This is a genomic window from Mesorhizobium sp. M2A.F.Ca.ET.042.01.1.1, assembly GCF_003997405.1.
Taxonomy (GTDB): Bacteria; Pseudomonadota; Alphaproteobacteria; order Rhizobiales; family Rhizobiaceae; genus Mesorhizobium.
The window spans coordinates 1-24,219 of sequence record NZ_RZRX01000025.1; the positions used below are offsets into that span (position 1 = coordinate 1).

At 61.0% G+C, this 24,219-nt stretch carries 22 protein-coding genes, 1 tRNA gene and 1 pseudogene; 9 read left to right on the plus strand and 15 right to left on the minus strand.

What is annotated here, in order from left to right:
- Nucleotides 1–147: 147 nt before the first annotated feature.
- Nucleotides 148–597, minus strand: coding sequence for a universal stress protein (locus EOA23_RS06055; protein ID WP_127303220.1), 450 nt, complete (start codon nt 595–597; stop codon nt 148–150).
- Nucleotides 598–1,084: 487 nt separating this feature from the next.
- On the opposite strand from EOA23_RS06055, the gene EOA23_RS06060 reads away from it, so the two are divergent.
- Nucleotides 1,085–2,026, plus strand: a complete 942-nt coding sequence (locus EOA23_RS06060) for a DUF1003 domain-containing protein (protein WP_127303221.1) — start codon at nt 1,085–1,087, stop codon at nt 2,024–2,026.
- Between the two features lie 212 nt (nt 2,027–2,238).
- Nucleotides 2,239–2,315: transfer RNA gene (locus EOA23_RS06065), tRNA-Arg, on the plus strand.
- Nucleotides 2,316–2,594: 279 nt separating this feature from the next.
- Here the strand turns inward: EOA23_RS06065 and EOA23_RS06070 are convergent.
- On the minus strand, nt 2,595–3,188 hold the full coding sequence (locus tag EOA23_RS06070) for a hypothetical protein (protein WP_245474028.1): 594 nt from the start codon (nt 3,186–3,188) through the stop codon (nt 2,595–2,597).
- 87 nt (nt 3,189–3,275) lie between these two features.
- Here EOA23_RS06070 and EOA23_RS06075 point away from each other — a divergent pair, with 87 nt between their 5' ends.
- The gene (locus EOA23_RS06075) at nt 3,276–3,491 is read left to right on the plus strand and encodes a helix-turn-helix transcriptional regulator (RefSeq protein WP_127303222.1); all 216 of its coding nucleotides are present in this window, start codon (nt 3,276–3,278) and stop codon (nt 3,489–3,491) included.
- Between the two features lie 533 nt (nt 3,492–4,024).
- Here the strand turns inward: EOA23_RS06075 and EOA23_RS06080 are convergent.
- Complete coding sequence (locus tag EOA23_RS06080) at nt 4,025–4,348, minus strand: hypothetical protein (protein WP_127303223.1); 324 nt, start codon at nt 4,346–4,348, stop codon at nt 4,025–4,027.
- A gap of 15 nt (nt 4,349–4,363) precedes the next feature.
- Here EOA23_RS06080 and EOA23_RS06085 point away from each other — a divergent pair, with 15 nt between their 5' ends.
- From EOA23_RS06085 to EOA23_RS06095, 3 genes are all read left to right on the plus strand, one after another.
- Nucleotides 4,364–5,059, plus strand: a complete 696-nt coding sequence (locus EOA23_RS06085) for a hypothetical protein (protein WP_127303224.1) — start codon at nt 4,364–4,366, stop codon at nt 5,057–5,059.
- Nucleotides 5,060–5,067: 8 nt separating this feature from the next.
- Nucleotides 5,068–5,544 carry a hypothetical protein gene (locus EOA23_RS06090; RefSeq protein ID WP_127303225.1) on the plus strand — a complete coding sequence of 159 codons (477 nt, stop codon included), beginning with the start codon at nt 5,068–5,070 and terminating at the stop codon, nt 5,542–5,544.
- A 411-nt stretch (nt 5,545–5,955) separates the two neighbouring features.
- Entirely contained in the window at nt 5,956–6,246 is a 291-nt protein-coding gene (locus EOA23_RS06095; RefSeq protein ID WP_127303226.1) for a helix-turn-helix transcriptional regulator, read from the plus strand.
- Nucleotides 6,247–6,467: 221 nt separating this feature from the next.
- On the opposite strand, the gene EOA23_RS06100 is transcribed toward EOA23_RS06095, so the two are convergent.
- On the minus strand, nt 6,468–10,592 hold the full coding sequence (locus EOA23_RS06100) for a HigA family addiction module antitoxin (protein ID WP_127303227.1): 4,125 nt from the start codon (nt 10,590–10,592) through the stop codon (nt 6,468–6,470).
- A gap of 76 nt (nt 10,593–10,668) precedes the next feature.
- On the opposite strand from EOA23_RS06100, the gene EOA23_RS35580 reads away from it, so the two are divergent.
- Nucleotides 10,669–10,842, plus strand: coding sequence for a hypothetical protein (locus EOA23_RS35580; RefSeq protein WP_189341515.1), 174 nt, complete (start codon nt 10,669–10,671; stop codon nt 10,840–10,842).
- 128 nt (nt 10,843–10,970) lie between these two features.
- On the opposite strand, the gene EOA23_RS06105 is transcribed toward EOA23_RS35580, so the two are convergent.
- Together EOA23_RS06105 and traA are read right to left on the minus strand one after the other, a co-directional pair.
- Entirely contained in the window at nt 10,971–11,180 is a 210-nt protein-coding gene (locus EOA23_RS06105; protein WP_127303228.1) for an AlpA family phage regulatory protein, read from the minus strand.
- A gap of 126 nt (nt 11,181–11,306) precedes the next feature.
- Entirely contained in the window at nt 11,307–14,354 is a 3,048-nt protein-coding gene (gene traA / locus EOA23_RS06110) for a Ti-type conjugative transfer relaxase TraA (protein WP_127303229.1), read from the minus strand.
- A gap of 174 nt (nt 14,355–14,528) precedes the next feature.
- Here traA and EOA23_RS06115 point away from each other — a divergent pair, with 174 nt between their 5' ends.
- Both EOA23_RS06115 and EOA23_RS06120 read left to right on the plus strand, forming a co-directional pair.
- A complete protein-coding gene (locus EOA23_RS06115) occupies nt 14,529–14,855 on the plus strand; it encodes a conjugal transfer protein TraD (protein ID WP_126062563.1) in 327 nt (108 codons plus the stop codon).
- A gap of 1 nt (nt 14,856) precedes the next feature.
- Nucleotides 14,857–15,105, plus strand: coding sequence for a conjugal transfer protein TraD (locus EOA23_RS06120; protein WP_127303230.1), 249 nt, complete (start codon nt 14,857–14,859; stop codon nt 15,103–15,105).
- A gap of 268 nt (nt 15,106–15,373) precedes the next feature.
- On the opposite strand, the gene EOA23_RS06125 is transcribed toward EOA23_RS06120, so the two are convergent.
- The 9 genes and pseudogenes from EOA23_RS06125 to EOA23_RS06165 form a co-directional block, all read right to left on the minus strand.
- Entirely contained in the window at nt 15,374–15,613 is a 240-nt protein-coding gene (locus tag EOA23_RS06125) for a hypothetical protein (protein ID WP_127303231.1), read from the minus strand.
- Between the two features lie 671 nt (nt 15,614–16,284).
- Nucleotides 16,285–16,910, minus strand: a pseudogene (locus EOA23_RS06130) (tyrosine-type recombinase/integrase).
- Nucleotides 16,911–17,097: 187 nt separating this feature from the next.
- Complete coding sequence (gene msuE, locus EOA23_RS06135; protein ID WP_127303232.1) at nt 17,098–17,658, minus strand: FMN reductase; 561 nt, start codon at nt 17,656–17,658, stop codon at nt 17,098–17,100.
- A 106-nt stretch (nt 17,659–17,764) separates the two neighbouring features.
- Nucleotides 17,765–19,012: an SfnB family sulfur acquisition oxidoreductase gene (locus EOA23_RS06140; RefSeq protein ID WP_127303233.1), complete on the minus strand. Its 1,248-nt coding sequence runs from the start codon at nt 19,010–19,012 to the stop codon at nt 17,765–17,767.
- Between the two features lie 24 nt (nt 19,013–19,036).
- On the minus strand, nt 19,037–19,828 hold the full coding sequence (locus tag EOA23_RS06145; RefSeq protein ID WP_127303234.1) for an ABC transporter ATP-binding protein: 792 nt from the start codon (nt 19,826–19,828) through the stop codon (nt 19,037–19,039).
- 73 nt (nt 19,829–19,901) lie between these two features.
- Entirely contained in the window at nt 19,902–21,242 is a 1,341-nt protein-coding gene (locus EOA23_RS06150; protein WP_127303235.1) for an ABC transporter substrate-binding protein, read from the minus strand.
- Between the two features lie 92 nt (nt 21,243–21,334).
- Nucleotides 21,335–22,378 (minus strand): branched-chain amino acid ABC transporter permease, encoded by a 1,044-nt coding sequence (locus EOA23_RS06155; protein WP_189341516.1) that lies wholly within the window; start codon nt 22,376–22,378, stop codon nt 21,335–21,337.
- A gap of 2 nt (nt 22,379–22,380) precedes the next feature.
- Nucleotides 22,381–23,277, minus strand: coding sequence for a branched-chain amino acid ABC transporter permease (locus tag EOA23_RS06160; RefSeq protein ID WP_189341517.1), 897 nt, complete (start codon nt 23,275–23,277; stop codon nt 22,381–22,383).
- Nucleotides 23,277–24,200, minus strand: a complete 924-nt coding sequence (locus tag EOA23_RS06165; protein WP_127303236.1) for an ABC transporter ATP-binding protein — start codon at nt 24,198–24,200, stop codon at nt 23,277–23,279. Before EOA23_RS06165 ends, EOA23_RS06160 begins: the two co-directional genes overlap by 1 nt.
- Between the last annotated feature and the right edge of the window lie 19 nt (nt 24,201–24,219).

Sequence of the window (24,219 nt, forward strand, 5' to 3'; positions counted from 1 at the left end):
GGCTTTCGCCAACCGCGACGCGCAGGAATGAGCGGGACGCCGAAACCGCCAATCTCCCCCCTTGTGGGGGAGATGTCCGGCAGGACAGAGGGGGGCGCGAAGGATCGCCGCCTATCTCGTTCTCGCACCGCCTCCGCCGGGCGAACGCTACCGAACCACCAGCACCGGGATCGTCGTCAGCGACACCACCTCGGCCGTCTGGCTGCCCAGCACCAGGCGGCCCAGCCCGCGTCGGCCGTGCGAGGCCATGACGATGATGTCGCTGCCTTCGCTGGCGGCGACCTCGAGGATGGCCTCGGCGGGGGTGCGGTTCTCGATATGCAGGGTATTCGCGCCGACGCCCTTCGCATCGGCCTCGGCCTTGCATTTGCCGAGCAGCTCGCTTGCATATTTGCGCGCGCTTTCCTCGTAATTGACCAGCTCGTCGGCGGCGACATAGCCGGCCATGGCGCCGCCCCAGGCGAGCGTCGGGAACGGCTCGGAGACGGTAACGAAGGCGACCGTGGCGCCGAGGCCCTTGGCCAGCTCCAGCCCGTGGGCGACGCCCTTCTGGGCGAGTTCGGAGCCGTCGGTGGCGATGAGGATTTTCTTGTACATGGTGGCGATCCCTCATTTCTAGGGGCGCCGCGCGCCCAGGTGGCGGGAGCCTGAATGCTCAGGCCTGGTTTCGATATAGTCAGCCTATCAGTCCCGCCACAGGGGCCAGCTTGATGTGCATCAAGGCCAGGCGGCGGAGACGATTGCTCCAGTGCGAAATCACCGACCGCGCTCCCCTCTCCGTCTCGGCTTCGCCGAGCCACCTCTCCCCGCTGCGCGGGGCGAGGAACCCAAGCTTGCGAAGTCGCGCCCTCGGCGATTGGCGTTTCCTCGCCCCCACAGAGTGGGGGAGAGGTGGCTCGGGCGGGAGCCCGAGACGGAGAGGGGGCTGCGCCGACCTATGCGATCGCCGCACGAGGGTCGAAGAAAGCAACCCACTCCCTCATCACAAGAACTTGTTCCGTCACACACTCTTCACACTGACAATGGATATGCCGCGCCGGCTTGGCGTATCGTAGCCGCAAAGCCTCGAACAGGAGCACCGACCATGGCAGGCGACCCGAAGGCATCCGCGCAAATCCAGGCCGACAACGAGAACGACGTCGCCGGCGAGTATCTCGAGGCGGAAACCGTGCCGGAGGATGCGCAGGCAGCCGCCGACGAGATCCTCGAAGCGCCGGAAGTGCCGGATTCCGAGCCGCACGCCGAACCCCATGTTCCCGGCGCCGCCCGGATCAAGCCCAAGAAGAAACCTTCGGCGATATCGGGGCGGAAATTCCGCAAGCGCGACCTGGTGCGCATCGACGACCTGAGGCCCAGCCTCGCCGACCGCATCCGTTCCGACCATCCCGACCTGCCGCGCGGCGCCCGCATCAGCCGCGAGGAGCTCGGCCGCTACCGCATGCGCTACATGGAGGAACTGCTGCAGCAGGAGCACGGCGAATTCTCCGAACTCGACCGTCAGGTGGTGGAATCCATCGCCAAGCAAGACACGATCTCGGAGAACTCGGAAGAGGAATATGAGGAGCACCGCTCCTTCCCCGACCGCGTTTCCGACACCATGGCGGAGTTCGGCGGCAGCTGGTGGTTCCTGATCTCGTTCGCGGCGGTGCTGCTGCTATGGATCGGCATCAACCTGGTCGCCGGCACGACCAGCGCCTTCGACCCCTACCCGTTCATCCTGCTCAACCTTTTGCTCTCCTGCATCGCGGCCATCCAGGCGCCGGTGATCATGATGAGCCAGAAGCGCCAGGAAGCCAAAGACCGGCTGCGCTCCTTCAACGACTACCGGGTGAACCTCAAGGCCGAGCTCGAAGTTCGCCACCTGCACGAAAAGCTCGACTACCTGATCTCGCGGCAATGGCAGCGCCTGGCCGAAATGCAGCAGATGCAGCTCGACGCCATGCACGAGCTGACCGCCGCGAAGAAGGTGAAGCGCGCGACACGGGCGGTGCGGCGCAAGACGGCGAAGGTGGGGGCGGAGGGGTGAGGTGCAGTTCCTCGCCCCACGAAGTGGGGAGAGGTGGCTCGGCGAAGCCGAGACGGAGAGGGGAGCGCCCTATCCGACAGTCCTCCGTCAGACAATCAACCGCTACAGCCGCCGCACAATCGCCAATTGCCCGTTGAAGCGTGCTGCGGCTTCCGCTAAGAAGCCGTGGCTGGCCGGCTCACCGGCCGGTTCGTTTTCTGGTTCCCCGGGAAGCACCCGTAGCTCAGCTGGATAGAGCGCTGCCCTCCGAAGGCAGAGGTCGCAGATTCGAATTCTGCCGGGTGCGCCATTTTTATACTGCAAAACCATGTAGTTAGCAAGACCATTTCTTGATGGGAAGAGGTCGGGAAAGACGTCGCGGAAGCACCACGGAAGCAGTCGGCAGGATATTCGGATTGGCCATAGGCCAGACGCTGTCCAGTCAGGCGTTCGTTCCCGTCAGACAAACTACCGATTGCGGCAATAGCTAACGTGATGGCCGTGGCGATGCTTTTGGACAACGGCAAGTTTTCAACATGTCCACGTTAGCGAACTGGCCACCCGTCGAGCCTTGACCCGTCTATGAGATTTATAAAGTGGTCGCGTTCAGCAGAGCATCCTCATCCGCGAGCGCCCTGACAAGCGTACAAGCATTCTGCCAGTAGCGCGCTGCATCCGCGCGTGTCGAGGCGCGGTCCGGCCGATAAGGAGGCAATTCGCCGGCAACGGCTTTGAGGTCGCGTAGCACCGAAGCAATATGCGGCCACGGGAAGTCCGTAGGGTCACCGATATCTCGATCTGCGCCGACGATCATCTCCAACTTGGCTATCACCCCCATGAGCGACGAGGCCGCCACCTCCGGGATGATATCTTGAAGCTTTAGAGTTTCGGTCATCGCTAAGACCTCGGCCTCTCGCGCAACCGCATACGCCTCCGATTCACGGCCAGTGTGCCCTGCTTGGCTTTCAACCTGGTTTCGTAAATCTGCGGTCAATCCCCAATTTCCGGTATTGACCATCATTCGGCTCTCCAAGCGTTGCTGCACGCGACATAATAGCAGGGAGACGTATCGAGCCATCTGCCAATCGCTCACTAACTGCAGCGCGGGGTCATGCACGCCAGCCAGTTGCGGCTCCACCTCGTTCCGGCTTGCGGCAAAGACATTCGGATTTGTCGACGACACGGTCTGGGCTCCAGGCGAGTTTCGGGCTCAGTGAATACATATTATAGTTGATAAACTTAAAGTGTGTAAACCTCGATTGTCCGACGCATGGACATGCGTCAGCTGGTTGGAACAAACTTCGCGCGGATACGGCGAGAGAAAGGCCTGACGCAGGAGGATGTGGAAGCACGCTCTGGATTCAGTCAGCAGTACCTAAGCAGCCTCGAACGCGGTCGGCGGAACCCCACCGTAATTACTCTTTACGAGCTTGCCCAAGCATTAGGGGTAAGTCATTTGGAGTTGGTCAAACCTAACGACTCCTAGTCCTGGCATATTTACGAGCCGCTGCCAGCACGTGTTGAGCGGACCTGTAGCTAGCGGGCGGCCGCTTCGCTCCCCCATACGGTCATTCAGGGCGTCTTTGCTGCTCCCCTAAAGCAGACATTCGCAGTGAAGGACCGGGCGGATGATGGGCCAACGATCGCCGCCGCTGACGTTGTCAAAAGGGTCAGGACATCGTCCATGCCCTGCGTCTCCAATCCCAAGGACTCTTCCATGTCCTTCCCCCATTCAAAACCCGGGAATCATTGTGCCGGCGCGACATTGGGCAAGAACAATCAAGGAACACTTTTCCCCGACATCAATCGACTGCTGACATCCCGGGGCTATTCGGACTCCGCATGGGAAACCGAATCTGCTAATAAAAGCGGCAGCTGTCGGAGGAGACGAGTCGCAACTGAACTGCCAGGGAGGAGCGAATGGCAAACAACAGGGAAGAGACCCACCATGGAAGCCACTGCTCATGCTATAGAGTTCACGTTTCCTAAGAGTACACGGGACACACGACGTACCGTGAGTCACCGTTCCACATCATCGAAGACTTCAAGGCCCATGTAAAAGAGACCTACGCGCCCGAAACCTTCCCGGGCTTGTATTGGGGACGGCTCCGCACAACCGAACCGTTTGAGATACTGCATCAGTTTGCCGTTGACAGGAAGAAGCGCCCGCAGGGCGACTACATCCCCTGTCCCATGTGCCGCAAGAAAGAGAAATTCCTCGAAGGCTCCCTCGTCTTCCTGTTCGGCAGACAGTGTGTCGCCATCATCGGCCACGACTGCGCGGCCGCTGAGGTAAAGCGTGCCGCCCTTAGCAAGAAGAAGGCGGACGACACCCGCAGGCATCAGGAAGACTTCCTGATGGCGCGCCTCACCCAGGTCCCCGGCATGCTGCAGGAGATCGAAGCACTCAAACCGATCGCTACGGAGATTGAGAGCATGTTCCACGCCTTCAAGAACGGCGCACCGTCAATTCAAAAGGCGCTGCGGCAGGTACGGAAGACCGGCGGCGACTACATTCTCGTCGAGATGGTCGACAACGAGGCCGCACGGTATGACGACAGGCTGCCGAAGAAGGTCGCCCGGGACAGCTATTTCGGAAGCATGCAGGGCGAGGCCCTAGTCCGCGCCAGCTGCAAGTTTCTCGTCGAGCTCAGGAAGTATGAGCAATGGCTACTCTCTTTCGCGGGCTGCGAAGACGAGACGGCGGCGATGGACATGACCATCGGCCTGTTGGAACGCAAAGAGGCCGCCAAGGCTGTCCAGTACATCGGCACCGCGGGGCGGAAGCTTGAATGGCTCCGCTACGAGATGTCGGCCGCCTGCTACTTCTTCACCGAAGAACACATTGGCGACCTCCGCGAGTGGGGAGGGGACCGGCTTCAACCCGCCCCGTTCGATGTAGACAGACAGGTCAGGAGTGACGGCACCGCCGTGCTCCTCTCGCGTCGAGCGACGAAGGATGCCGAGAGGGAATACGCCCGCCTCTTCCTCAGCGTCGAACTGGCATCGTGGGCCGATGTCAACAGGCGCATGCCAAGTATCGAAACGCTTTAGGAGATGACATGCGCGCGACGCCGTACAATGACCGCTCCGACATCGACAAGCTACAGTCACAATGGAACAAGATCGCTGGGCTTCGTTCGCGACGGGACTGGTCGGCAGCCATCGTCCGCGCGGCGACGGCAGCGGAGATTGCGGCCAACATCGCGGTTCGGAAGCGTTTCGAGGCCAACAGTCAGTTCTCGCCCGAGTTCGTGAATGAGCTGCTCGAATGGGCGAACGGGATCAAGGGGAAGTTCAGCCGTCTGATAGTGCCCTCGGAGAAAGACAAGGACCGCAAGAAAGAGCTCAAGGCCCTCGAAGGGATCGCCGACAAGATCAACGGCAAGCGCAACGCCATCGTGCACCGGGGCGCGTTCGCTGAAGAGCCAGACACCGTCGAGGTGGTCGGCTGGGCGAGACAGATAGTGGAAGGCCTCGTCTTGCCGCACCACCCGGGATTCACGCTGCAAGAGAAGCCGACGAAGACGAGTCGTTAGTTCCGACTTCTTGCCCATCAGGGGCCACCCATCTCCATCCTCGTCGCCCTCTTCGGAAGCGGACGTTCCTCAGTCACTGGGGCATTATAAGTTCTAAGTTGAGAAGGCCCTGTGTTCTAACAGGTCATCGGTCCACACGTTAAGAGCCGCATATCGAGAGAACTAGACTAAAGAGCGCGCCACCTGCTGGACATTATAAACCTCTTAACTCTCAAGAGTGACGTCTTCTTCCCGAAAGGACGTCTTCTTCCCGAAAGCATGTGCCGTCACGAAATTCATCGCCGTTGACAGTTCTTGCGTCAGACGCGGCCGGTCGCTGTCGCGAACCCGCACTCATCCAATGCACATAATATGGTTTGCAAACCAACCATATTATGTGCAACCATTCTTGGAGTAACGAGGAACGTCGCGATGATCGAACCGCACATCAACAAGGAAGCGTTGGCCAACATGCGAAAACGCGTTGGGGCATCTCAGAAAGAAATGGCCCACCACATGCGCATGCCGTTCAGGACATACCAAGCCCTTGAGAACGGCGAGAACCCGATCCGACTGATGCACATTCGATCGTTCGAGGCGGGGCTTCTTTGGTTGGCCCGCAAGAACGACGACGCATCAATCCTGCCCGAACATCTGAAGGAATTGGTCTCAGACCTTTTTCTGCTGATCGAGAACGGCAACATTTTGGACGGGGAGCGGTGACGCTCTCCCGCCCCGGCGAGTATAAGTGAGGTCCGCAACAGAATAGCAAATTACCAGATTGCAGATCATAAAATATCTTTGCGTGAGCGCCAGGCATTTTCACTTTCCCTTCGAGAATATAGGCCGGCCACTGGGGCGCCAGAAAATGCAGGGGGGCGCTCCAGTGTCTCGTAATCGCACGGAAACGGCTGCTGAACCTTGCCTAGCGCTCTCCCGCAGCCTTAGCGTAGACGTCGCCGAATACCAGCTTCCATATCTTCACGGGATGCTTCGTGCTCGTACGTCCGAACCATACCCATCAGCAGTGTCGAGGCAACAAACGGATGAGAATATTGCAGGGCGGTAGCCCAACGGCGATATTTTTCAGCAAGCTCCCGCTCCTGATTGCCCCCCTCGCCACGCCAGACCACACCGCGTGCGTTATACAGTCCTGTATGTGCGCCTTCTGAAATCCTTTCCGACTGGATGTCCTCCATTAACTGTCGAACAGGTTCGCACGGCCAAACGCCGTCACTTCCCACTGGTGCGCTCGAAAGCAGTTTTCCCAGACAAATATCGGCGATGTCTCCCCGGCCCAACTCTGCGCAAGCATCACGCACTGTTTTTACCCATGCTGCAAGCTTGCCGGCCTGCCGCTCTTCCGGCTCATCCTGCCCAGGTATTCTCTCAAGGGCGTCAAGTAGCTTGTATCCGCGCTCTGCAAAGTGCTGGAGGCTTTCAGGGGCTACCCGAAATTCCTGAGGATCTTCCCTTCCATCCCTGCGCTTGTAGGCCCAGACGACGGCCTGGACGAACATCTCGGGATGATCCTCAATGTACTTTTCCAGATTGACGATTCCATGTTGCCTACTGGACCGAGGACGAGCGAGAGCGTCCAAATAGGTGAATTCCAGTCCCGCCTTCTGCTCTAACGTGATTTCGGAAGCGCGATCCAGTGCGACAAAGGCCTCCTCAATACTATATTGCTCCACTTGGTATTGCCCCGGCTTGTCCTTGCTATCCGCCGCCATCGCCTTCAAGATACGATAGAGAATCGACGGCTGAAGTTTCGATGGTTTATAGCGGACACATGAAAAAGCCGCTCGCGGTCGCTCTGCGGCCAGCAAGCGTTCTATCGCTTCGCTGTTCTCAGCATCGGAATCATGTATCCAGCCGGGCGCAACCTCGGCCCAATAATGTTCTCGTTCGGCCTGATTGAGCGTGTCCACCAACTCCCACGTACTGCGACGGAACGGAGCCAACAGCAGCAACCTGGCGGCTTCTTCTCGGGAAAGTTGTTCTGCTAGGCTGCGGAGGAGAATCTTACGCTTTTCATGATCGAGAATTGCATGAAGTGCACCTGAAACCAGATTCTTATCTGTCCAAGATTCCGATTTGATCATTGACCGAATCGCGACCAGAAGAACCTGAGGAAGGTCAGACTCCGGGATCAGATCGGTTGCCAGCAACCAGCCGATTTGCCACGCTGCGTTGCCCCGCTCGGCCAATTCGAAGATCCCGGTTATGCCACGCTCCTGAAACACCTCCCGCAAGGCTGCTACGCGCAGTTGCCTGATCCGCTCGTCGCGCTTTTGGTAGTCGAAACCTTCTCCTTCAAGTTCATCCGCCGATTCTTGGACCCATACATCGCGAAACAGCCAGTGATGCCGGTTCAATAGGTCCGCTGGTTCCAGCTCAGCATATGCCGCTTGTGCATCTGCCGTCATAACGGCTCGTCCGGTTGTCTCGGCTCGCCTGATGCCGCGACGTGACATTACCGTCACGCGAATCTTTTCACGAACTGCCGCCCTGTCGTCATCGGATGCGTCTTTTGCCCATAACCTAACGGTGTCCCAGACCTTGACACGTGAGTCGTCATCAAGGTCATGAATGTGTTCAACGAGGTCGCACAACATTTTCGCCGAATAGTTCGGCCAGTCGAGGACCATGTTCAACATCTCACGCCTGAATGCGTTAATTGGCCCCCATGTTGGAATAGGCTCCCCGTAGCCATAGCCATCCGGCCGCCAGCGCGGTTTATGGCTGTAGTCTCCCATCTGTCCGCGGGTATCGAGCTGCTCAATACAGATCTTCCACGCGACACCCGGATGCGTGTCCGCGAGAATCTTCATGAGTCCAATGCGTTCATCGAGACTTGCCGCCGTTTGAGGCATCCAGGCCCTAAAGATCGCACTCAACGAATGCGTCGGCTTGTTTATCCAGTTGTCATTGATCTCGACTTCTGCGAGCCGCGCGAGAATTCGCGCCGCACGAGAAAGCGTGGCCGGATTCCACGACAGGCCCTCCAAGGCCCAGAGCAAGCCGGTGCGGCTCGGATGACTGCCGAAAACCCCAGAATCGACAGGGCGAAGAAGCCCGAGCACGACGGGATTGTCGGATTTCAGATCGCGTTCGATGATGGTGAGAAAAGCATTGGGCGCGGCCTCGGCGTAGGTGGGCAAATCGCGATCGTTCGCCTCTAGCTTGCGTAAGGTGAGAGGCGTTGGCAAAAGGTCATGGACAAGGCGTTCCGCTTCGAACTCCAGGTCTTTCCCAAGGCGACCCTTGAAGAGCGTGTTTCCATGAACTGCCAGCAGGACAAGCGTTTCGGAAAAACCCTCCCGAAAAGCGGCAGAGAAGTCCCGCGCCTTTCCATGGATGGAGGCTGCCCACCGTTCGCTTTCCGGAAGATCAAGTGTCGGATCGTCCTCGCCAAGCACCATCCGCGCAATCGAAAAATACCGATCCAAATCATTAGTCGTGATGGAGCCTGCTATGGCGAACAGCAAGTCGATTTTTGAAATGACACCTCGGTAGGTTCCGATAGCCCAAATCGGCGCATCATCGAGCTGCGCCAGGTGGTGGCATTCCTTCTCAAGGGTCTCATAGGAGAGATCGTTGGACAGCAGGGAAAGAGCCTCCCTGTCCGTTTCGTTGGCCGAGTTCCAGGCGCCGACAAACAGGAACGGGACGAGACGTGCCGCCATATTGGGTTCGGCCCATTCGGGTGTACGTACGGCAGGAACCGTAGAAAGCCGGCGGCGCAACACGGTCAGGGATCGTCCCGACTCATTGTCAAGCCGGTCGATATCATCCCGGCTGTAACCCATTTCTTCTAGGGCGGTCCGGAAAGTCTGATCGCTCGCTGGCTCAAGGACGATGTGCGGCTCCACCGCCGCATTGCGCGGATACACAACTACTGTATGCAATGTCCGTGCGAATGGAGCGAGCTCTCGTTCTGCCCCGCGGCTCGCCACCACCGCAATAAAACCCTGTGTGCTCTGCGCTAACCGTGGCAGAACGCCTGGCGCATCAAATATCAACACCTGATCTCGATATGCGGCCAGTTCTTCGCCGCCGCTCGGCCCGAACAGTTGCGATAGCATTGCTAATGCTTCACCAGTGGAATCAGCGGCTATGATCGTTGGTCCATCAGGCTCTTTGGTAAGCCGAGAGAGCATCGTGCGTTTGGCTGCGTCGATACCTGATTTGAACAACGTCGCTGACAAAGGAGGCGTGGTCACCGAGGCCCAGTCAGCCCAGCATTTGTCTAGAGAGCGAACACCTTCCGAAGGGTGGTGTGTTTCATTCGCGAACCAAGCCTGGGCGGCAAGTGACTGCTCCAGCCATTGTTCCAGGTCCTGGGCATCATAGGCGCGCACACCCTTCCACTGTCCTTTGGATTTTGCGTCGGCTGTCCATTTCGTCTTGCCTGGCCACGCCCTCGGTGAGACGAAGACGAAGGTCATCGTCATGCGTTCAGACTTGCTGAGAGCCTTAACGCTTTTGGCAAAGTCCCCGTCTGCCTTGCCTTTGATGTCTTGGCTTACACCGAACTCCCAACCCGAAATGCCTGCCGGAATCCACCGGGTTCCTTCCGTCGTCTCAACGTATCCATCCCAGCCAGGGCTCTCTGCATCGTCATTGCCGGGGAAATCGACCTTGGAAAGTCCGATCCCGGTCGAGTTGACCAGTGTACGCAGAAACACCGAAAAACGTGTGCGCGCAGAAATATTTCTGACGGCCCAGTCCTCAATGTCATTCCGCTTGAAGGCAAGAAACGGCGGCACATACGCCGTGGCGCTGGACTGCGCACCCTTCGATTTGGCCTCAGCCGCATCGAAGGCTGCCTGCATATCAAGCAGGGTCTGTGCCGGAATCTTGAACGCACGCTCGATCCGCGCCGCCATTTCAGCAGTGGCCGCCGCCTTGCCATTGAGAAAGTTCGAAACGTTCGGCCTGCTGACATCGAGGAGTTTGGCCGCTTCGGTCACTGTGAGAGCCTTCGGCTCAAGGGCAACCTCACGCACATATCGCCCAGGATGGCGGGGGGCTTCTGTTTTGCCCGACGTGGATCTCTTGACCATTCGCTGCTCCCTGTTTGACAAGAAGAATAGCGATCTGTAACGTGTAATGCAACACATTACACGTGGTTCAGCCGCAATGCTTGATGATCCAGATCAGCGCACGCCCATCCGGCCCCCCTCCCAAAACCTGGAGGAAATTGAGGTTGCTTTTGCGCGCCTGTTGCACGTCAGGGCTTCGGGCAAGCTGGGCATCATTGTCGCGCTGGTCTGCTTGCTCTGGATCAGCGCGTTGGTCTTTCTGTTTCGCTAATTCCCGGCACTAAACCGCCTCCTGAACCCTGCATCGCCGTCCGCTCAGGGCGCCTAATCGGTCATTGGATATACCAGGGGTGAACCTGTCTGAAGGCTGCGATGCTGACGACCGATTGCGGTTAGTCGCTATTGTTTTTGCCGCGTTCTGGCGCACCACAAAACTGGATCTTCAACCCATCGATTAACATCGGATTCCCGCCAGCCAGCCCCGTTGGCACTGATCTTAATCTGAGCCGGGAACGTGCCTTCGGCGATCTTGCGATAGATGGTCGAACGGGCGAGGCCGGTCCGGGCAAGGACGGTTTTGAGGCGTATGATACGATTCGGCTCGGACATGGCTTGCCTGCACCTCACTGGTTCTTTCTGATTGCTGCGGGGACAGACAGGACGAACATGCCGGAGGCAATCAGGTTTGTCGCCTCAGTCGGCTGCGGGGTGGAAACGGCGGCAAATCGGCATGCCTTAGATCCCAATGCCCCGACCCTTGCCGATGCCATGGCTGAAGGCGAGTTCCGCGCCCAAGCGACGACCCGAATCCACGCTGATGCCAAGCTCGCGTTTGCGGTTTGCCAACAGGGATTCAAGTTGAGGATCGCGTTCGAGGCTCTTGGCCATATCGGACATGGCCGAACGCGTTGACTTGTAGCCGGACATGTCGCCGGCCTGGTATCGCTCCTGGCTTGTCCGGTGTAGCTTCTGCCAGCGTTCCACGAAACGGTCGGCGCGGCGGACCGGATCGGCGTCCAGTCCGGTGCGGATTTCGGGTTCAAGCTGGAGGGCGAGCACGATGCGATTGACGCGACCGGCACCCGCTTCACGGACCAGCTCGGGATTCTTCGCATAGGCCGCTTCGGCATCGCGCCAGCCATGCGGCCGAACCTTCTCGAAGCCGTTGCGCGCATCTCTCAATTCGCGCATCTGGTCAGGACTGCCCTGCCCGTCAGCATTTCCAGTGCTGAGGATAGCGTCGAGCGCGCGCGCGTGCCGCACCACCGCCTTCGTTCGAGCGCGGCGCAACGCCGCTTCCTGGTCCACCGGCACATCGATGTCGCGCTGCGCTCCCCTGGCAGAAGCCTCTCGTTTAGGCGTCGGGCGGCCATCTTCGCTTTGCGCTCTAACATTCTCCCTTCCCGGATCGCGCCCACGGTCCTGGCCCGGCTCGGCGTCTCCGGGCGAGCGCCATCCGTCCAGCAGCCCACCGATCCTGTCGCGCAGCTTCTCAGGAACAAACCGGCGCACGATCTCGACCACACGCTCGCGGAAGGTGATGCCGCGCCGCTCTGCATAGCTCTGCGCAGGGTCGATCCGCTCATAGTCGGACGCCATGTCCTTGGCTCGGTCGCGTGACAGTGTGCGGACGAGCCGATCTCGTGTCGCGAAGTCGTCGCCGGCGTAATGCAGCTCCATCCCATCTCGATGACGCGATAGGGCAACATAGCTCCCATGCGTGTCCATGCCCGGGGTCGCCAGCACATGCGTACGGTCAACGGTCATGCCCTGGGCTTTGTGGATGGTCGCAGCATAGCCGTGGTCGATGTGGGCATAGTCTTTCAGGTCAAAGCGTACAGACCTGCCGTCGCCGGTTTGAACCGTCATGCTCTGCACGCTGACCTCTTCGATAACGCCGAGCGTGCCGTTCTTGACGCCGATCGACCGCTCGTTGCGCAGGAACATGACCCGGTCGCCGCGCGCGAAGTTCCTTGCGCCGCGTTCGACATCCACCTGAACTTCTTCGCCGAGATCTCCGGCAGCGCGCATGCGCTCCCGCGCTGCATTGTTGAGCGCACGCACTTCGTCGTTTGTGTGGGTGAGAATGATCCGGCTCGCGTCAGGCTCTGCCTGCCTGTCGCGGTCCCAGCGCTCGACCAGATCGCTGCGCGCATCATCGCGCGACGCAGCCTGGTGCACCATGCCTTGCGCTTCATAGGCGCTGATCGCAGCGCCGATCCTGCCGGTTGCAAGATCGCGCGTTGCGTCACGCTGCCAATCCTCGCGCTGCCGGCGCACCTGGCCAATCTCGACGCCGCCGTGACGTTCGTGGATGGAACGGAATGCAGCGCCGGCTTCGATTGCCTGCAACTGCTGCGGATCGCCAACCAGCACGACCTTCGCACCGGCTTCCGCCGCATGTGAGAGCACGCGCTCCAACTGGCGCGTGCCGACCATGCCGGCCTCGTCGATCACCAGGACATCACGCGCGGCGAGAAGATCGCGGCCTTGTCCCCACCCATGTTCCATGCTGGCGATGGTGCGAGACGAGATGCCCGAGCCGCTTTCAAGATTCTCGGCCGCAATGCCGGAAAGTGCCGCGCCTCGGACCTCATAGCCTGCTGCCGCCCATGCCTGGCGCGCGACGCCCAGCATCGCGCTCTTGCCGGTTCCGGCAAACCCAACAACGACACCAAGACCGTGGCTGTCCGTGATGTGGTCCAATGCATCGCTTTGCTCGCCCGTAAGAACAAGGCCACGATGTTTGGCATGCGCCAATGCCGACCCACGATCCCGGTCACTTACCGCATGACGTCCCTCCCCAGCCATGCGTTCTGCCGCGCGATGCAGGCGCTGTTCCGTCTCGATCATTTGCCGCGTGGTGAAACGATCTTCTCCGCGTCCGTCCTTGCCGAGTTCGACCAGATCGGGCGCTTCGCTGATAGCTCCTATCACCGCGTTGAACTGCTCGATTCCGTCGCTGTGACGATGCGCGAACTTCGCAATGTCCTTTGGGGTGAAGGTCGACTGCTGCTGCGTGATGGCATCCAGCGCCACAGATGGATCGGCGATGATGCGCGCGCCATTGTTGCGCGCGATCTCGCGGTGCAGTTCGGCGCGATCGGCTTCGGTTTCGCCAACGTCAAGGCTGCTTCCCTCAATGCGTCGCGCTGGAGCACCAATCTGGGTTTGCGGCTCCAGGGCAATGCCCTGCGCTTCCAGACTGCGATGATCGATGCGGGCGTCGATGTCGAGTTCGGCCAGGCGTTCATTGGCAAGCTCCGCCCATCGCTCGCGCCAGCGCTCGACCATTTGAGTAGCGTTCCAATCTCGAACCTTCGCCCCGAAACCGTTCTCATCGACTGATCGCATTGTGAGCATGACATGGGCATGCGGTTTGAGACTGCCGTCCTCAGACCTGTCCCAATGCACATTGAGGTCGGCGACCATGCCTCGGCCGACAAACTCGGCTTCAACGAAGTCGCGCGCCAGCTCGATGCCCTGTGCCTGGCTGAGTTCACGCGGGAGCGCACACTCCACCTCGCGGGCAAGTTGCGCATCCTTGCGCACCTCGAACGCCTCGACGTCGTTCCACAGCCGTTCGCGGTCGCTCCAGGTGTCCGGTGCATTGTCGGGCAGCATCACCTCCGAATGGACGACGCCACGCTTCGAAGAGAAGTCGTGGCTTCGATCAATGCGCTCGTCGCGCAGCCGGGACGCCGAGCGGTAGGCGGCCGACGCCACGGCGCTGCTCCCTGCCTTGCGGCCAATGACTTTGACATGAAGATGATAGATCGCCATCGCGACCAAACTATTTGCACGTCAAAGCGCACGTCGGCACGACGTATAAGCGCGCCCTCCCTCGAAAAATTCTCGGGATGGACCAGCCCGTCCCGGGCTGTCTCGGCAACCATGAAGCCTTCCGGCAGGCGCTCCCCTATCATCGGCGCATCGACAATCGATGGAGACCAGCACATGCGTAAACCACGTAACCTCGACGCGGAACTGAGGGCGTTGGAAGAAAAGGCGCGAGAGCTCAAAACGCGGAAGGTACAGCAACTCGGTGAACTGGTGATCGCCACCGGCGCCGATCAACTCAGCACCGAAGAACTGGCCGGCGCGCTGGTCGCAATCGCTGAAACGAAGGACACCGCAAAACGTGAGGCATGGGCCAAGCGTGGGGTGATGTTTTTCGAGAGTGGGTCCCGGCGAACTGCTCCGGCATCTCAGCGCGACGTTCGCGGCACTCCAGCGCAACCGGGCAACATACAATCGCCGACAAGGGGCTCTGGCTCGCAATGACATGCGCGGCTGGCAGGTCGAGCGCCGCAAGCGCACCCGACATCTGATCGAGCTAGGCGGACTCGTGGCCAAGGCAGGCATCGTTGAACTGACCAATGACGATCGCGCTATCATCTACGGCGCGCTTCTGTGGGTCGCCACGAAGCTACAGAGCCACGAAGGCGAGCATGCACGGAGCCTTTGGGCCGCGAAGGGAAAGCAGGCGTTCGACGCGGAATGGCACGAAGATCAACGGAGCCAGCGAAGATAGCGGCGGGCGGCGCGGAGAAAAAGCGTAGCCCGCCCGCGTTTCACCAGAGGCCGATGTTGCGAGATGACGAATGTCTGATTGGGGCCGACTTCGGACTGTCCGCTCTCGGGCAAGAAGGGCAACAAGCTGCCGTTCCGAAACCGACCCTTGGCGGACATCAACGCAACTTGACATCGATGGATCACAAGGGCCATGCCGCCGACTGTCTCTGCCGCATCCGTCATGCGACAGCGTATATGGTGGCAGGGATGGGTCCGGGGGCAGAGTCCTAACCCTCGGACCAGTGGTCATCTCCGTGGGCCTCGCGCCATGCCAACCATTCCGCATGCGTCTGGCCTTCACTTCCGTTCGCACGATGCCATGCCACCCACTCGGCATGGGTGGGCAACTTGTCGAGGTCTGGCTTGTAGCCTCTTTCCACATAGTCGCTGTACGGCAAAATCATCGAGTTTTTCTCGTAAAGAACCATCACGGCATCGTGGTTATAGCGATAGAGACCTTTGGCCATTGCACACTGTCTCCTCAATTGCCTGATGACCGCTCCCACCATAGCGTCATTTCGGGGTCGTCTAACCCAATACATGCTTGTCTTTGACCGGAAATAACCTCAATACATGCTGGCACCCAGCAAGAGTGGCGGCAAGGTACGTCTGATCGATTGCAAATACAAAATGGTGGGATTGCCTAAGATGGTCAGGCGTAATGTCGACAGTCACCTCGATGGCTCCTAACGAACCGCATGTTACCTTCGCACCTACCGCAGGTTCGATGCATTGCAGCTCAGCCGCCCCCTTAAGTTCGCGATAGAGCGTCGTTAGTTGGTCTTGGAAAGCGGCAAGTTCGTCGCTTCGAACATACGGTCCCCGCACCTCAACTTGAGCGCCGGGGGCGTCTACAACTGCCAGAATGTCAATCCAGTTGCCGTCCCAATAGTCGTCGCAGCCAGGATACGCGCGTGACAGCGCCCACAATGAGAGACCTGCCAGTTTGAGGTCTGGTTCCCTCGCCATGTGCATCGGAGCGCCCACCTAAATTGCATTTCTACGACCTACCGAATGACGATGCTATAGCAGTCGGATTAACGTCGGCTTGCCACCCCACGATGGTCGAAGCGACCGGTTATACTGCGGGCCAAAAGCGGCCACCCACGGTGCGTCGGATGGCCGCTCGACGTCAGATCTAGGTGCGCTCAACCAAGAGTAGCGCGTCCTCAACGTCGACACCTAGATAGCGCACCGTGTTTTCGATCTTGGAATGACCGAGCAGGATCTGGATGGCACGGATGTTTCCTGTCGCCCGGTAGATCATCGACGCCTTCGTGCGTCGATGCGAATGTGTTCCATACTCCTCCGATCGCAGACCGATTGCGGTCACCCATTCATCGACCAGGCGCGCGTATTGCCTCGTGCTCATGTGGCGGGAGTGATCAACCCGGCTCGGGAACGCATAGTCCTCGACCGAGCCCCCACGTCGTTCGAGCCAGGCCAAAAGGCTGGCTCTCACATTGCTGGTGATCTCGAACTGGACGGGACGACCGGTCTTTGCTGAACAACGATCGCGTGAGACCTTACCTCCGGTCCGGCGACCACATCGTGAATCCTGATCTTGACCAGGTCACACCCGCGAAGCTTGCTGTCGACTGCCAGATCGAATAGCGCCCGGTCCCGAACGCGTCTCTCGCGATCGAGCAAAAAGCGAATTGCCCAGATCTGCTTCTGCGTGAACGGGCGCTTGGTGCCGACCTTCTTTCCGGCATTCCAAGCTGCGCGATCGCGGCTGGCATCATCAAATTGAGAATGGCCCATGTGAATTCTCCTCGGCCGTGATTGGCCGAGGGAGAAACGTCGTGGGATATTACCGCTCAGGGACCGCTAGCAGACAGGCCGCTTTTGCGATGATCGACAAAATGGCAGACTTTACATCCGCCGTCATGCGGTCGGTTGGCCAAGAAAGCGAGACTCTACGGCTACCGCTGGAACACCGCCCGCATGGCTATTCGGCTGCTATTCCGATACCGGATCTGTTTCCGAGCAGAACGGCGATCCCGTCGACGGCCTGCGCCGCCCGCTTCAGGATAAGTTCGGACCGAAGCACACCATCGGTAAAATCCTTGTCGGTGGCATAGACAGCCGTCGGCAGCGTGAAGGCTTCGAAGAAGCCGAACAGCGGCCGCAGTTGGTGCTCCACGACCAGGGCATGACGCTCACCACCTCCGGTCGCGGTCAGCAGCACGGGCTTGCCCCTCAGCGCCGACGGATCGATCAGGTCGAAGAAATGCTTGAACAACCCGGTATAGCTGCCCTTGTAGGTCGGCGAGCCGACCACGAGCACGTCGGCTGCAATGACCTGCGCCAGGATCGCCTGCCCCCGGTCATCAAGATCGCGCGACCATTTGGCTGCGCCTAGCGACGGGCCGACATCGTCGATGTCATAGGTGTGCCCCGTCAGGCCATGGCGTGTGACTATGTCCTGGACGACGAGGTCGACGAAGCTGCGCGTCTTCGACGGGCGGGTGATGTTGCCGGAAAAACCGACGATTGCTGGGCTGGACATGAAACGGACCTCCAGGGGTGCTCCGGATTGACATTTGGGCGGCCCTGCCGGCCGCCGCTTGGCGGAGGCTTCGCCGAGGCCAACCGGTCTCGGCGGGACGGCGCGATCAGCTCCAGGCGTGCAGCGGCGGGTTCTCGCCGTTGAGGAAATACTTGCCGAGGATTGCATATTTCCAACGCACCGGATCGTGCAGCGTATGGGTGCGCGCATTGCGCCAGTGGCGGTCGAGATTGTGCTCGGCGAGCGTCGAACGCGTGCCGGCCAGTTCGAAGAGCTTGTTGGTCGCCGCGAGCGCGATCTCGGTCGACAGGATCTTCGCTTCCGCAGTGACGATCTGCGCATGCGCGACGCTCTCGGCTGTCGGCTCGGCGACCGCGCGGTCGATGGCGTGGCCGGCCTTTTCCAGCAGCGCCTGGGCCGCATGCAGGCGGAGCGTCAGGTCGCCGATGGCCTGGATCGTGTAGGGATCGTCCCAGGCATTGTCGACGCCGCTGTCGATCCAGGCGCGGCTCCTAGTCCTGACGAAGTTGACCGTTTCGTCGATCGCCGCCTGCGCGATGCCGGTGTCCACCGCCACCTGGATGATCTGGAAGATGGCGCCGTCTGCGGTCGGCTTGTCGTAACCCTTGTAGCCCGGAACGAGATGCGTCTTCGGCACCTTGACATTGTCGATGATGACAGTGCCCGACAGCGTCGTGCGTTGGCCGAAGCTCGACCAGTCGTCGATAACGGTCAGGCCGGGCGCGCCGCGATCGGCGATGGCGTACCAGGCGCGGCCCTCGTCGTCGAGCGCCACGATCGGCACCAGATGGGCGAGCAGCGCGCCGGAGGAATAGAATTTCTGGCCGTTGACGATGACATGGTCGCCGGCGTCGGTGAACTTGGTCTCGAAATCGGCGGCGCGCTTGGAGCCGAATTCGGAAAAGGCGTTGCCGAACCGCGTGCCTTTCAGGACTTCGGCGAACAGCAGCGCCTGCTGGTCCTTGTCGGAGACCGTGCGGATGGCCGCGACGACGCCGAGATGGTTCTGCGCGATCTGGCCGATCGATGAGTCGGCCGCGGAGATGATCTCGACCACCTTGGCCAAGGTCGCGTAGGACACTTCCGGTCCGCCGAACGCCTTCGGCACGTTGATCGACCACAGGCCGCTCTGTGAAAACTGGTCGAGCTCGGCCACCGGCCAGATCCGCTCGCGATCACGCTTGGAGGAATCCTTGACAAACTCTGCCGCGAGGCGATGCGCGACCGCGATCGCTTCGGCGTCGTCCTTGATGATATGCGCGGGCTCGGCGGGTCTGGCGACGGGCGGCACGGCGGCCGCGGCTTTGTCGGTCTTCAGGTTGGACACAGTCATTTTATGGCTCCTTGGGATTTCGATTCACACGACGGCGTGGAGATGGGTTGGTTGGGCAGCCGGCGAAGGCTGTTGTCCGAGATAGAAGGCGCGCACGTCCTCGCGCTGGCGCAGGCTGGCTGCGGCGCCGGAGAGAACCGAGACCCCATTCTCGAGCACCGTCGCATGGTCGGCATAGCCAAGCGCGACCGCCGAATTCTGCTCGGCGACCAGGATCGACAGGCCGCTCTCGCGGTTCAGCTTCCTGAGCGTCTGGAAGATGTCCTGGACGATGAGGGGCGCAAGCCCCATCGACGGTTCGTCGAGGACCAGCAGGCGCGGTCGGGACATCAGCGCCCGGCCAATTGCCGTCATCTGCTGTTCGCCGCCCGAGGTCAGGCCCGACAAGGTCCGGCGCTTTTCCCGCAGGCGGGGGAAATAGGCATAGATCCGTTCCAGATCCCGATTGATCTCGGCGCGGCTGCCGCTGCGACCGATGCCACCGGAAACCAGGTTCTCCTCGACGCTGAGGCTCTTGAAGCAGTGGCGGCCTTCCAGCACCTGGACAAGCCCTGCGCGAACTAGGTCGCCCGGCTTCCGCCGCGAGACGTCTTCGCCATCGTAGCGGATGGTACCGGCATTGACCTGGCCACGCTCGGCCGGCAGCAGGTTGGAGACGGCTTTCAGCGTGGTGGTCTTGCCGGCGCCGTTGGCGCCGAGCAGCGCCAGCATCTCGCCTTGCCTGATCTCGAAGCTGACGCCGTGCAACGCCGTGATGGCGTGATTGTAGGTGGCGTGGATATTGTCCACGGCGAGGATGACGTCATTGCCCGGCATCGCGCGCTTCCCTGATGTCTGCGAAGTGGATGACCGGGCGCCGGAGAAACAGTCCGGCGCCCGGCACGTTGGATCAGTTGGTGGCGGCCACCGCTTCGGCATCGGCTGCGGTGCGCGGCTTGATGCCCTTCTCGGCCGCATAGGCTTCGGCCGACTTTTCGATAATCGGCCGCAGAAGCGCCCAGTCGGGGGCGATCCAGTCGGAGACGACGTTCCACTTCTTGCCGTCCCACTGCTGGAAGGTCACGTAGCCTTCGCCTTCATGGTTGTCCCAGCTGACATTGATGGAGTGGAACAGGTCCTTGGCGCCGAGCGCCTCAACCTTGGCAGGATCGAGCTTGAGGTGCTCGAAGCCCCAGCGCACCTCGTCGCCGGTCAGCGTGTGATGGCCGAACTTCTCCTGCGCGATGCGGATCGCCTCGACATTGAGAATGCCGTTGACGATGCCGAGATTGTGGTAGACCGAACCGATGCGTGACTTGTCCTCGAGGTTGCCCTTGCCGGCGCCATAGACGGTCTTCACGATCTCCTGCACCACCGGATAGGTATTGCCCGAAGCCTGAGTGGTGATGGCGGTGTAGCCCTTGGCGGCGTCGCCGGCCGGGATGACGTCTTCTTCCGAATTCGACCAGACATTGCCGATGATGTGGTCGACCGGGTAGCCGACCTTCACCGCCGTCTTCAGCGCCACCGGATTCATCACGCCCCAGCCGCGCAGCACGACGAAGTCCGGCTTGGCGCGGCGGATCGTCAGCCATTGCGACTGCTGCTCGTTGCCCGGATGCGGCACCTCGATCTGCTGCACGGTGAAGCCGTATTTCTGCGCCAGCAGCTCATAGATCGGGATCGTCTCCTTGCCGTAGGGCGAGCCGTGATAGAGCACGACGATCTTCTTGCCCTTCAGCTTGTCGATGCCGCCTTCCTTGGCGGCGATGTAGTTCACGATGCCAGAGGTCTCGCTGTAGGGGTTGAGCAGCAGCGGGAAGACATAGGGGAAGACCCGACCGTCGGTGGAGTCGGTGCGGCCGTGATTGACCGTGATCAGCGGCACCTTGTCGGCGGTGATGCGGTCGATCATGGCGTAGGCGATGCCGACCGACAGCGGATTCCAGGCGGCAGCACCTGCGTGGCTCTTCTGCCGTTCGTAGCATTCGACGCCGCGTTCGACCTCATACTGGGTCTCGCACTCGTCCCAGGTCAGCTTGACGCCGTTGACGCCGCCGTCGCGGATATTGATGAGGTTGAGATAGTCGATGAAGCCGCCGAAGAAGCCGGTGCCGCCGGCCGCGTAAGGCCCGACACGATAGCTCTGTAGCGGGAAATACTGTTCGTCGGCGTGGGCGGCCGGCAAGGCCACCGACACGGCCAGCGCCGCCGAGATGGCAACCGCCTTGACTGTGCTGAGGAAGGTCATGGTTCGAGGTTCTCCAGTATGGGCCTTCGTTTGGCCCTAGTTCATTCTCTGAATGCTTGCAGTGTGTTGGAGCGCGGGGCTGCCAACTGGTCTCAGCTCGATTGCCAGGCGAGCGAGAGCCGTCTTCGGACGCTGTCCCAGAGGGCCACCAGGCCGTCCGGCTCCAGGATCAGAAAGAGGATGATGAGCGCGCCGAGCACGATGCGCTGGCTCATGTCGAGCACGCCGGAATCGAACAGGTCGCCGAGCAGGAAGCCGCCGAGGCGCGACAGCACCAGCGGGAAGACGACGATGAGCGCAGCGCCCAGGAACGCGCCGCGTATCGAGGCGAGCCCGCCAATGATGATGATGAACAGGATCTGGAACGAGCGGTCGACATCGAAGCCGGCCGGCTCCACGGTCCTCAGATAGGCGAACGCCCAGATGACGCCGGCGACGCCGATGATGAAGGACGAGATGGCGAAGGCGAGCAGCTTCGTCTTCAGCACCGGAATGCCGATGATGCGCGCCGCCGTGTCGTTGTCGCGGATGGCGATGAAGTTGCGTCCGGTCTGCGAGTTGACCAGCCGGTGGGCAAGAAAGGTGAGAACGACGACGACGGTAAGCGCGAAGAGATAACGACCGACCGCGCCGTCAAACTCGAAGCCCGCGATGGAAAGCTTCGGCGCGTCGATGACACCTGACGCCGAGTCGTTGGAGAACCAGCTGAACTTGGTCAGCGCCCATTGCACGAAAAACTGCGCGGCAAGCGTCGAGACCGCCAGATAGAAGCCTTTCAGCCGCAGGCTGGGTAAGCCGAAGACGATGCCGATCGCGGCGGCCACGAGGCCGGACAAGATGATGCTGGCAACGAGTGGCAGGCCTTCGACACGCAGGTTGAAGTTATAGGCGGCGAAAGCGCCCGCCGCCATGAACGCGGCACTGCCGAGCGATACCTGGCCGGCATAGCCGGTGAGGATGTTGAGCCCAACGCCTGCCAGGCTGAGCGCCAGGAAAGGCAGCAGGATCGCCTCGAACAGGTAGGAGTTGCCGATCAGCGGGACGGCGACATAGGCGACGGCGATGACGAGCAGCGGCGCCAGCCATTTCGGCAGGCCGGCGGCCGGAGCCAATTGCATGGTGGTGATGGCGCTCATCATCAGACCCTTTCGACAAGCTTCTGGCCGAACAGGCCTGATGGGCGGATGAGCAGGAACACGAGCGCCACGACATAGGCGAACCAGCTCTCGATGCCGCCGCCGAAATAGTCGCCGATATAGACCTCGGCGAGCTTCTCGCTGGCGCCGATCAACAGCCCGCCGACTATCGCGCCGAGGATGGAATCGAAGCCGCCAAGCACCAGCACCGGCAGCGCCTTGAGCACCACCAGCGACAGCGAGAACTGGACACCGAGGCGAGCGCCCCAGAGCAGTCCGGCCACCAGCGCGACGAGGCCGGCCGCGGCCCACACGCTGGCCCAGATCAGCGGCAGCCTGAGCCCGACGGCGAGTGCGGCGAACTGGTCGTCGGCAACGGCGCGGAAGCTCAAGCCGATGCGGGTGTAGCGGAAGAACAGCGACAAGAGCAGCACCATGGCCGCCGCTACCGCGGCGGCGAAGATGTCGAACTGGCTGATCAGCACGCCGCCGACTTCCAGCGGCACATCCTCGATGCCGAGCTCGAGGCCATGCACCTGCGTGCCCCAGATGAGCTGGGCCGCGCCCTCGATGATGTAGGAAAGGCCGAGCGTGGCCATGAACAGCGTGATCGGTGGCTTGTTGGTGAGCGGCCTCAGCACCGCGCGCTCGATGCCGATGCCGAGCGCCACCATGATGGCGAAGGTGACGGCCAAGGCCAGGGCGAACGGCACGCCGCGCTCGACCAGGCTGACGAAGGTCAGCGCCGCGAACAGAAGCAGCGCCCCTTGCGCGAAGTTCAGCACGCCTGATGTCTTGTAGATCAGCACGAAGCCGATCGCGACCAGCGAGTACATGACGCCGGACAGAAGCCCGCCGGTCAGCACTTCGAGGAAAAACTGGTAGTCGAAGTCGCCGATCATATGCCTGCCCCCTCCTCGTTGTCGGAGGCGACGCCGAGATAGGCGTCGATGACGCGCTGATCGTTCCTGACCTCGTCGGGCGTGCCGTCGGCGATCTTGCGCCCGTAGTCGAGCACCGCGATGCGGTCCGACAGGCCCATGACGACGCCGACATCGTGCTCGATCAGCACGACGGTGGTGGCGAAGCGGTCGCGCGCGGCGCGCACATAGGCCGCCATCTCGCTCTTCTCGCCCGCCGTCATGCCGGCCATGGGTTCGTCGAGCAAAAGCAGTCGCGGTTCGGCGACCAGCGCCCGGGCAAGCTCGGCGCGCTTCTGCAGGCCGTAGGGCAACGTGCCGGCCAGCCTGTCGCGGACGTCGGTCAGGTGCAGGAATTCGAGAACCTGGTCGGCGCGCCCGCGCTGCTCCTGCTGCTCGCGTCGGGTGCGGCCGACGCCGAGGATCTGGCCGGCGAAGTTGGACCTTGTCCTGTAGGCAAGGCCGGATGCGACATTGTCGAGGACGGAGAGCCCCTTGAACAGAGCGAGGTTCTGGAAGGTGCGGGCGACACCCAGACGCGCCAGCCGTTGCGTCGGGACCTGGACATAGCGCTCGCCATCGAGCCGGACGTGGCCGCGATCAGGCCGGTAAACGCCGCTGATGACATTGATCAGCGAGCTCTTGCCAGCGCCGTTCGGACCGATGATGGCGCGTATCTCGCCGGACCGAACCGACAGATCCACGTCCGCGAGCGCCACCACGCCGCCGAAAGACAGCCCTATGCCCTCAAGGGCAAGAAGCGGCGCGGCATCTTCCGCTGCAGTCTGTCGAGGTCTGTCGCCGTGACCCTGCCGCTGAGCGGCCGGCAGCCCCTGCGCGAAGATCTCCGGCGCATAGACCGAAGCCTCGACCGCCCCGAAAGCATGATTTGATATCGGCATTCCACCGTCCCCAACTGTA

Excerpts from the sequence above, each read along its gene's own strand:
- EOA23_RS06055 (WP_127303220.1), bottom strand. The coding sequence starts at position 597 with ATGTACAAGAAAATCCTCATCGCCACCGACGGCTCCGAACTCGCCCAG.
- EOA23_RS06060 (WP_127303221.1), top strand. The coding sequence starts at position 1,085 with ATGGCAGGCGACCCGAAGGCATCCGCGCAAATCCAGGCCGACAACGAG.
- EOA23_RS06075 (WP_127303222.1), top strand. The coding sequence starts at position 3,276 with ATGGACATGCGTCAGCTGGTTGGAACAAACTTCGCGCGGATACGGCGA.
- EOA23_RS06080 (WP_127303223.1), bottom strand. The coding sequence starts at position 4,348 with ATGCCTGCGGGTGTCGTCCGCCTTCTTCTTGCTAAGGGCGGCACGCTT.
- EOA23_RS06085 (WP_127303224.1), top strand. The coding sequence starts at position 4,364 with ATGGCGCGCCTCACCCAGGTCCCCGGCATGCTGCAGGAGATCGAAGCA.
- EOA23_RS06090 (WP_127303225.1), top strand. The coding sequence starts at position 5,068 with ATGCGCGCGACGCCGTACAATGACCGCTCCGACATCGACAAGCTACAG.
- EOA23_RS06095 (WP_127303226.1), top strand. The coding sequence starts at position 5,956 with ATGATCGAACCGCACATCAACAAGGAAGCGTTGGCCAACATGCGAAAA.
- EOA23_RS06100 (WP_127303227.1), bottom strand. The coding sequence starts at position 10,592 with ATGGTCAAGAGATCCACGTCGGGCAAAACAGAAGCCCCCCGCCATCCT.
- EOA23_RS35580 (WP_189341515.1), top strand. The coding sequence starts at position 10,669 with ATGCTTGATGATCCAGATCAGCGCACGCCCATCCGGCCCCCCTCCCAA.
- EOA23_RS06105 (WP_127303228.1), bottom strand. The coding sequence starts at position 11,180 with ATGTCCGAGCCGAATCGTATCATACGCCTCAAAACCGTCCTTGCCCGG.
- traA (WP_127303229.1), bottom strand. The coding sequence starts at position 14,354 with ATGGCGATCTATCATCTTCATGTCAAAGTCATTGGCCGCAAGGCAGGG.
- EOA23_RS06115 (WP_126062563.1), top strand. The coding sequence starts at position 14,529 with ATGCGTAAACCACGTAACCTCGACGCGGAACTGAGGGCGTTGGAAGAA.
- EOA23_RS06120 (WP_127303230.1), top strand. The coding sequence starts at position 14,857 with ATGCGCGGCTGGCAGGTCGAGCGCCGCAAGCGCACCCGACATCTGATC.
- EOA23_RS06125 (WP_127303231.1), bottom strand. The coding sequence starts at position 15,613 with ATGGCCAAAGGTCTCTATCGCTATAACCACGATGCCGTGATGGTTCTT.
- msuE (WP_127303232.1), bottom strand. The coding sequence starts at position 17,658 with ATGTCCAGCCCAGCAATCGTCGGTTTTTCCGGCAACATCACCCGCCCG.
- EOA23_RS06140 (WP_127303233.1), bottom strand. The coding sequence starts at position 19,012 with ATGACTGTGTCCAACCTGAAGACCGACAAAGCCGCGGCCGCCGTGCCG.
- EOA23_RS06145 (WP_127303234.1), bottom strand. The coding sequence starts at position 19,828 with ATGCCGGGCAATGACGTCATCCTCGCCGTGGACAATATCCACGCCACC.
- EOA23_RS06150 (WP_127303235.1), bottom strand. The coding sequence starts at position 21,242 with ATGACCTTCCTCAGCACAGTCAAGGCGGTTGCCATCTCGGCGGCGCTG.
- EOA23_RS06155 (WP_189341516.1), bottom strand. The coding sequence starts at position 22,378 with ATGAGCGCCATCACCACCATGCAATTGGCTCCGGCCGCCGGCCTGCCG.
- EOA23_RS06165 (WP_127303236.1), bottom strand. The coding sequence starts at position 24,200 with ATGCCGATATCAAATCATGCTTTCGGGGCGGTCGAGGCTTCGGTCTAT.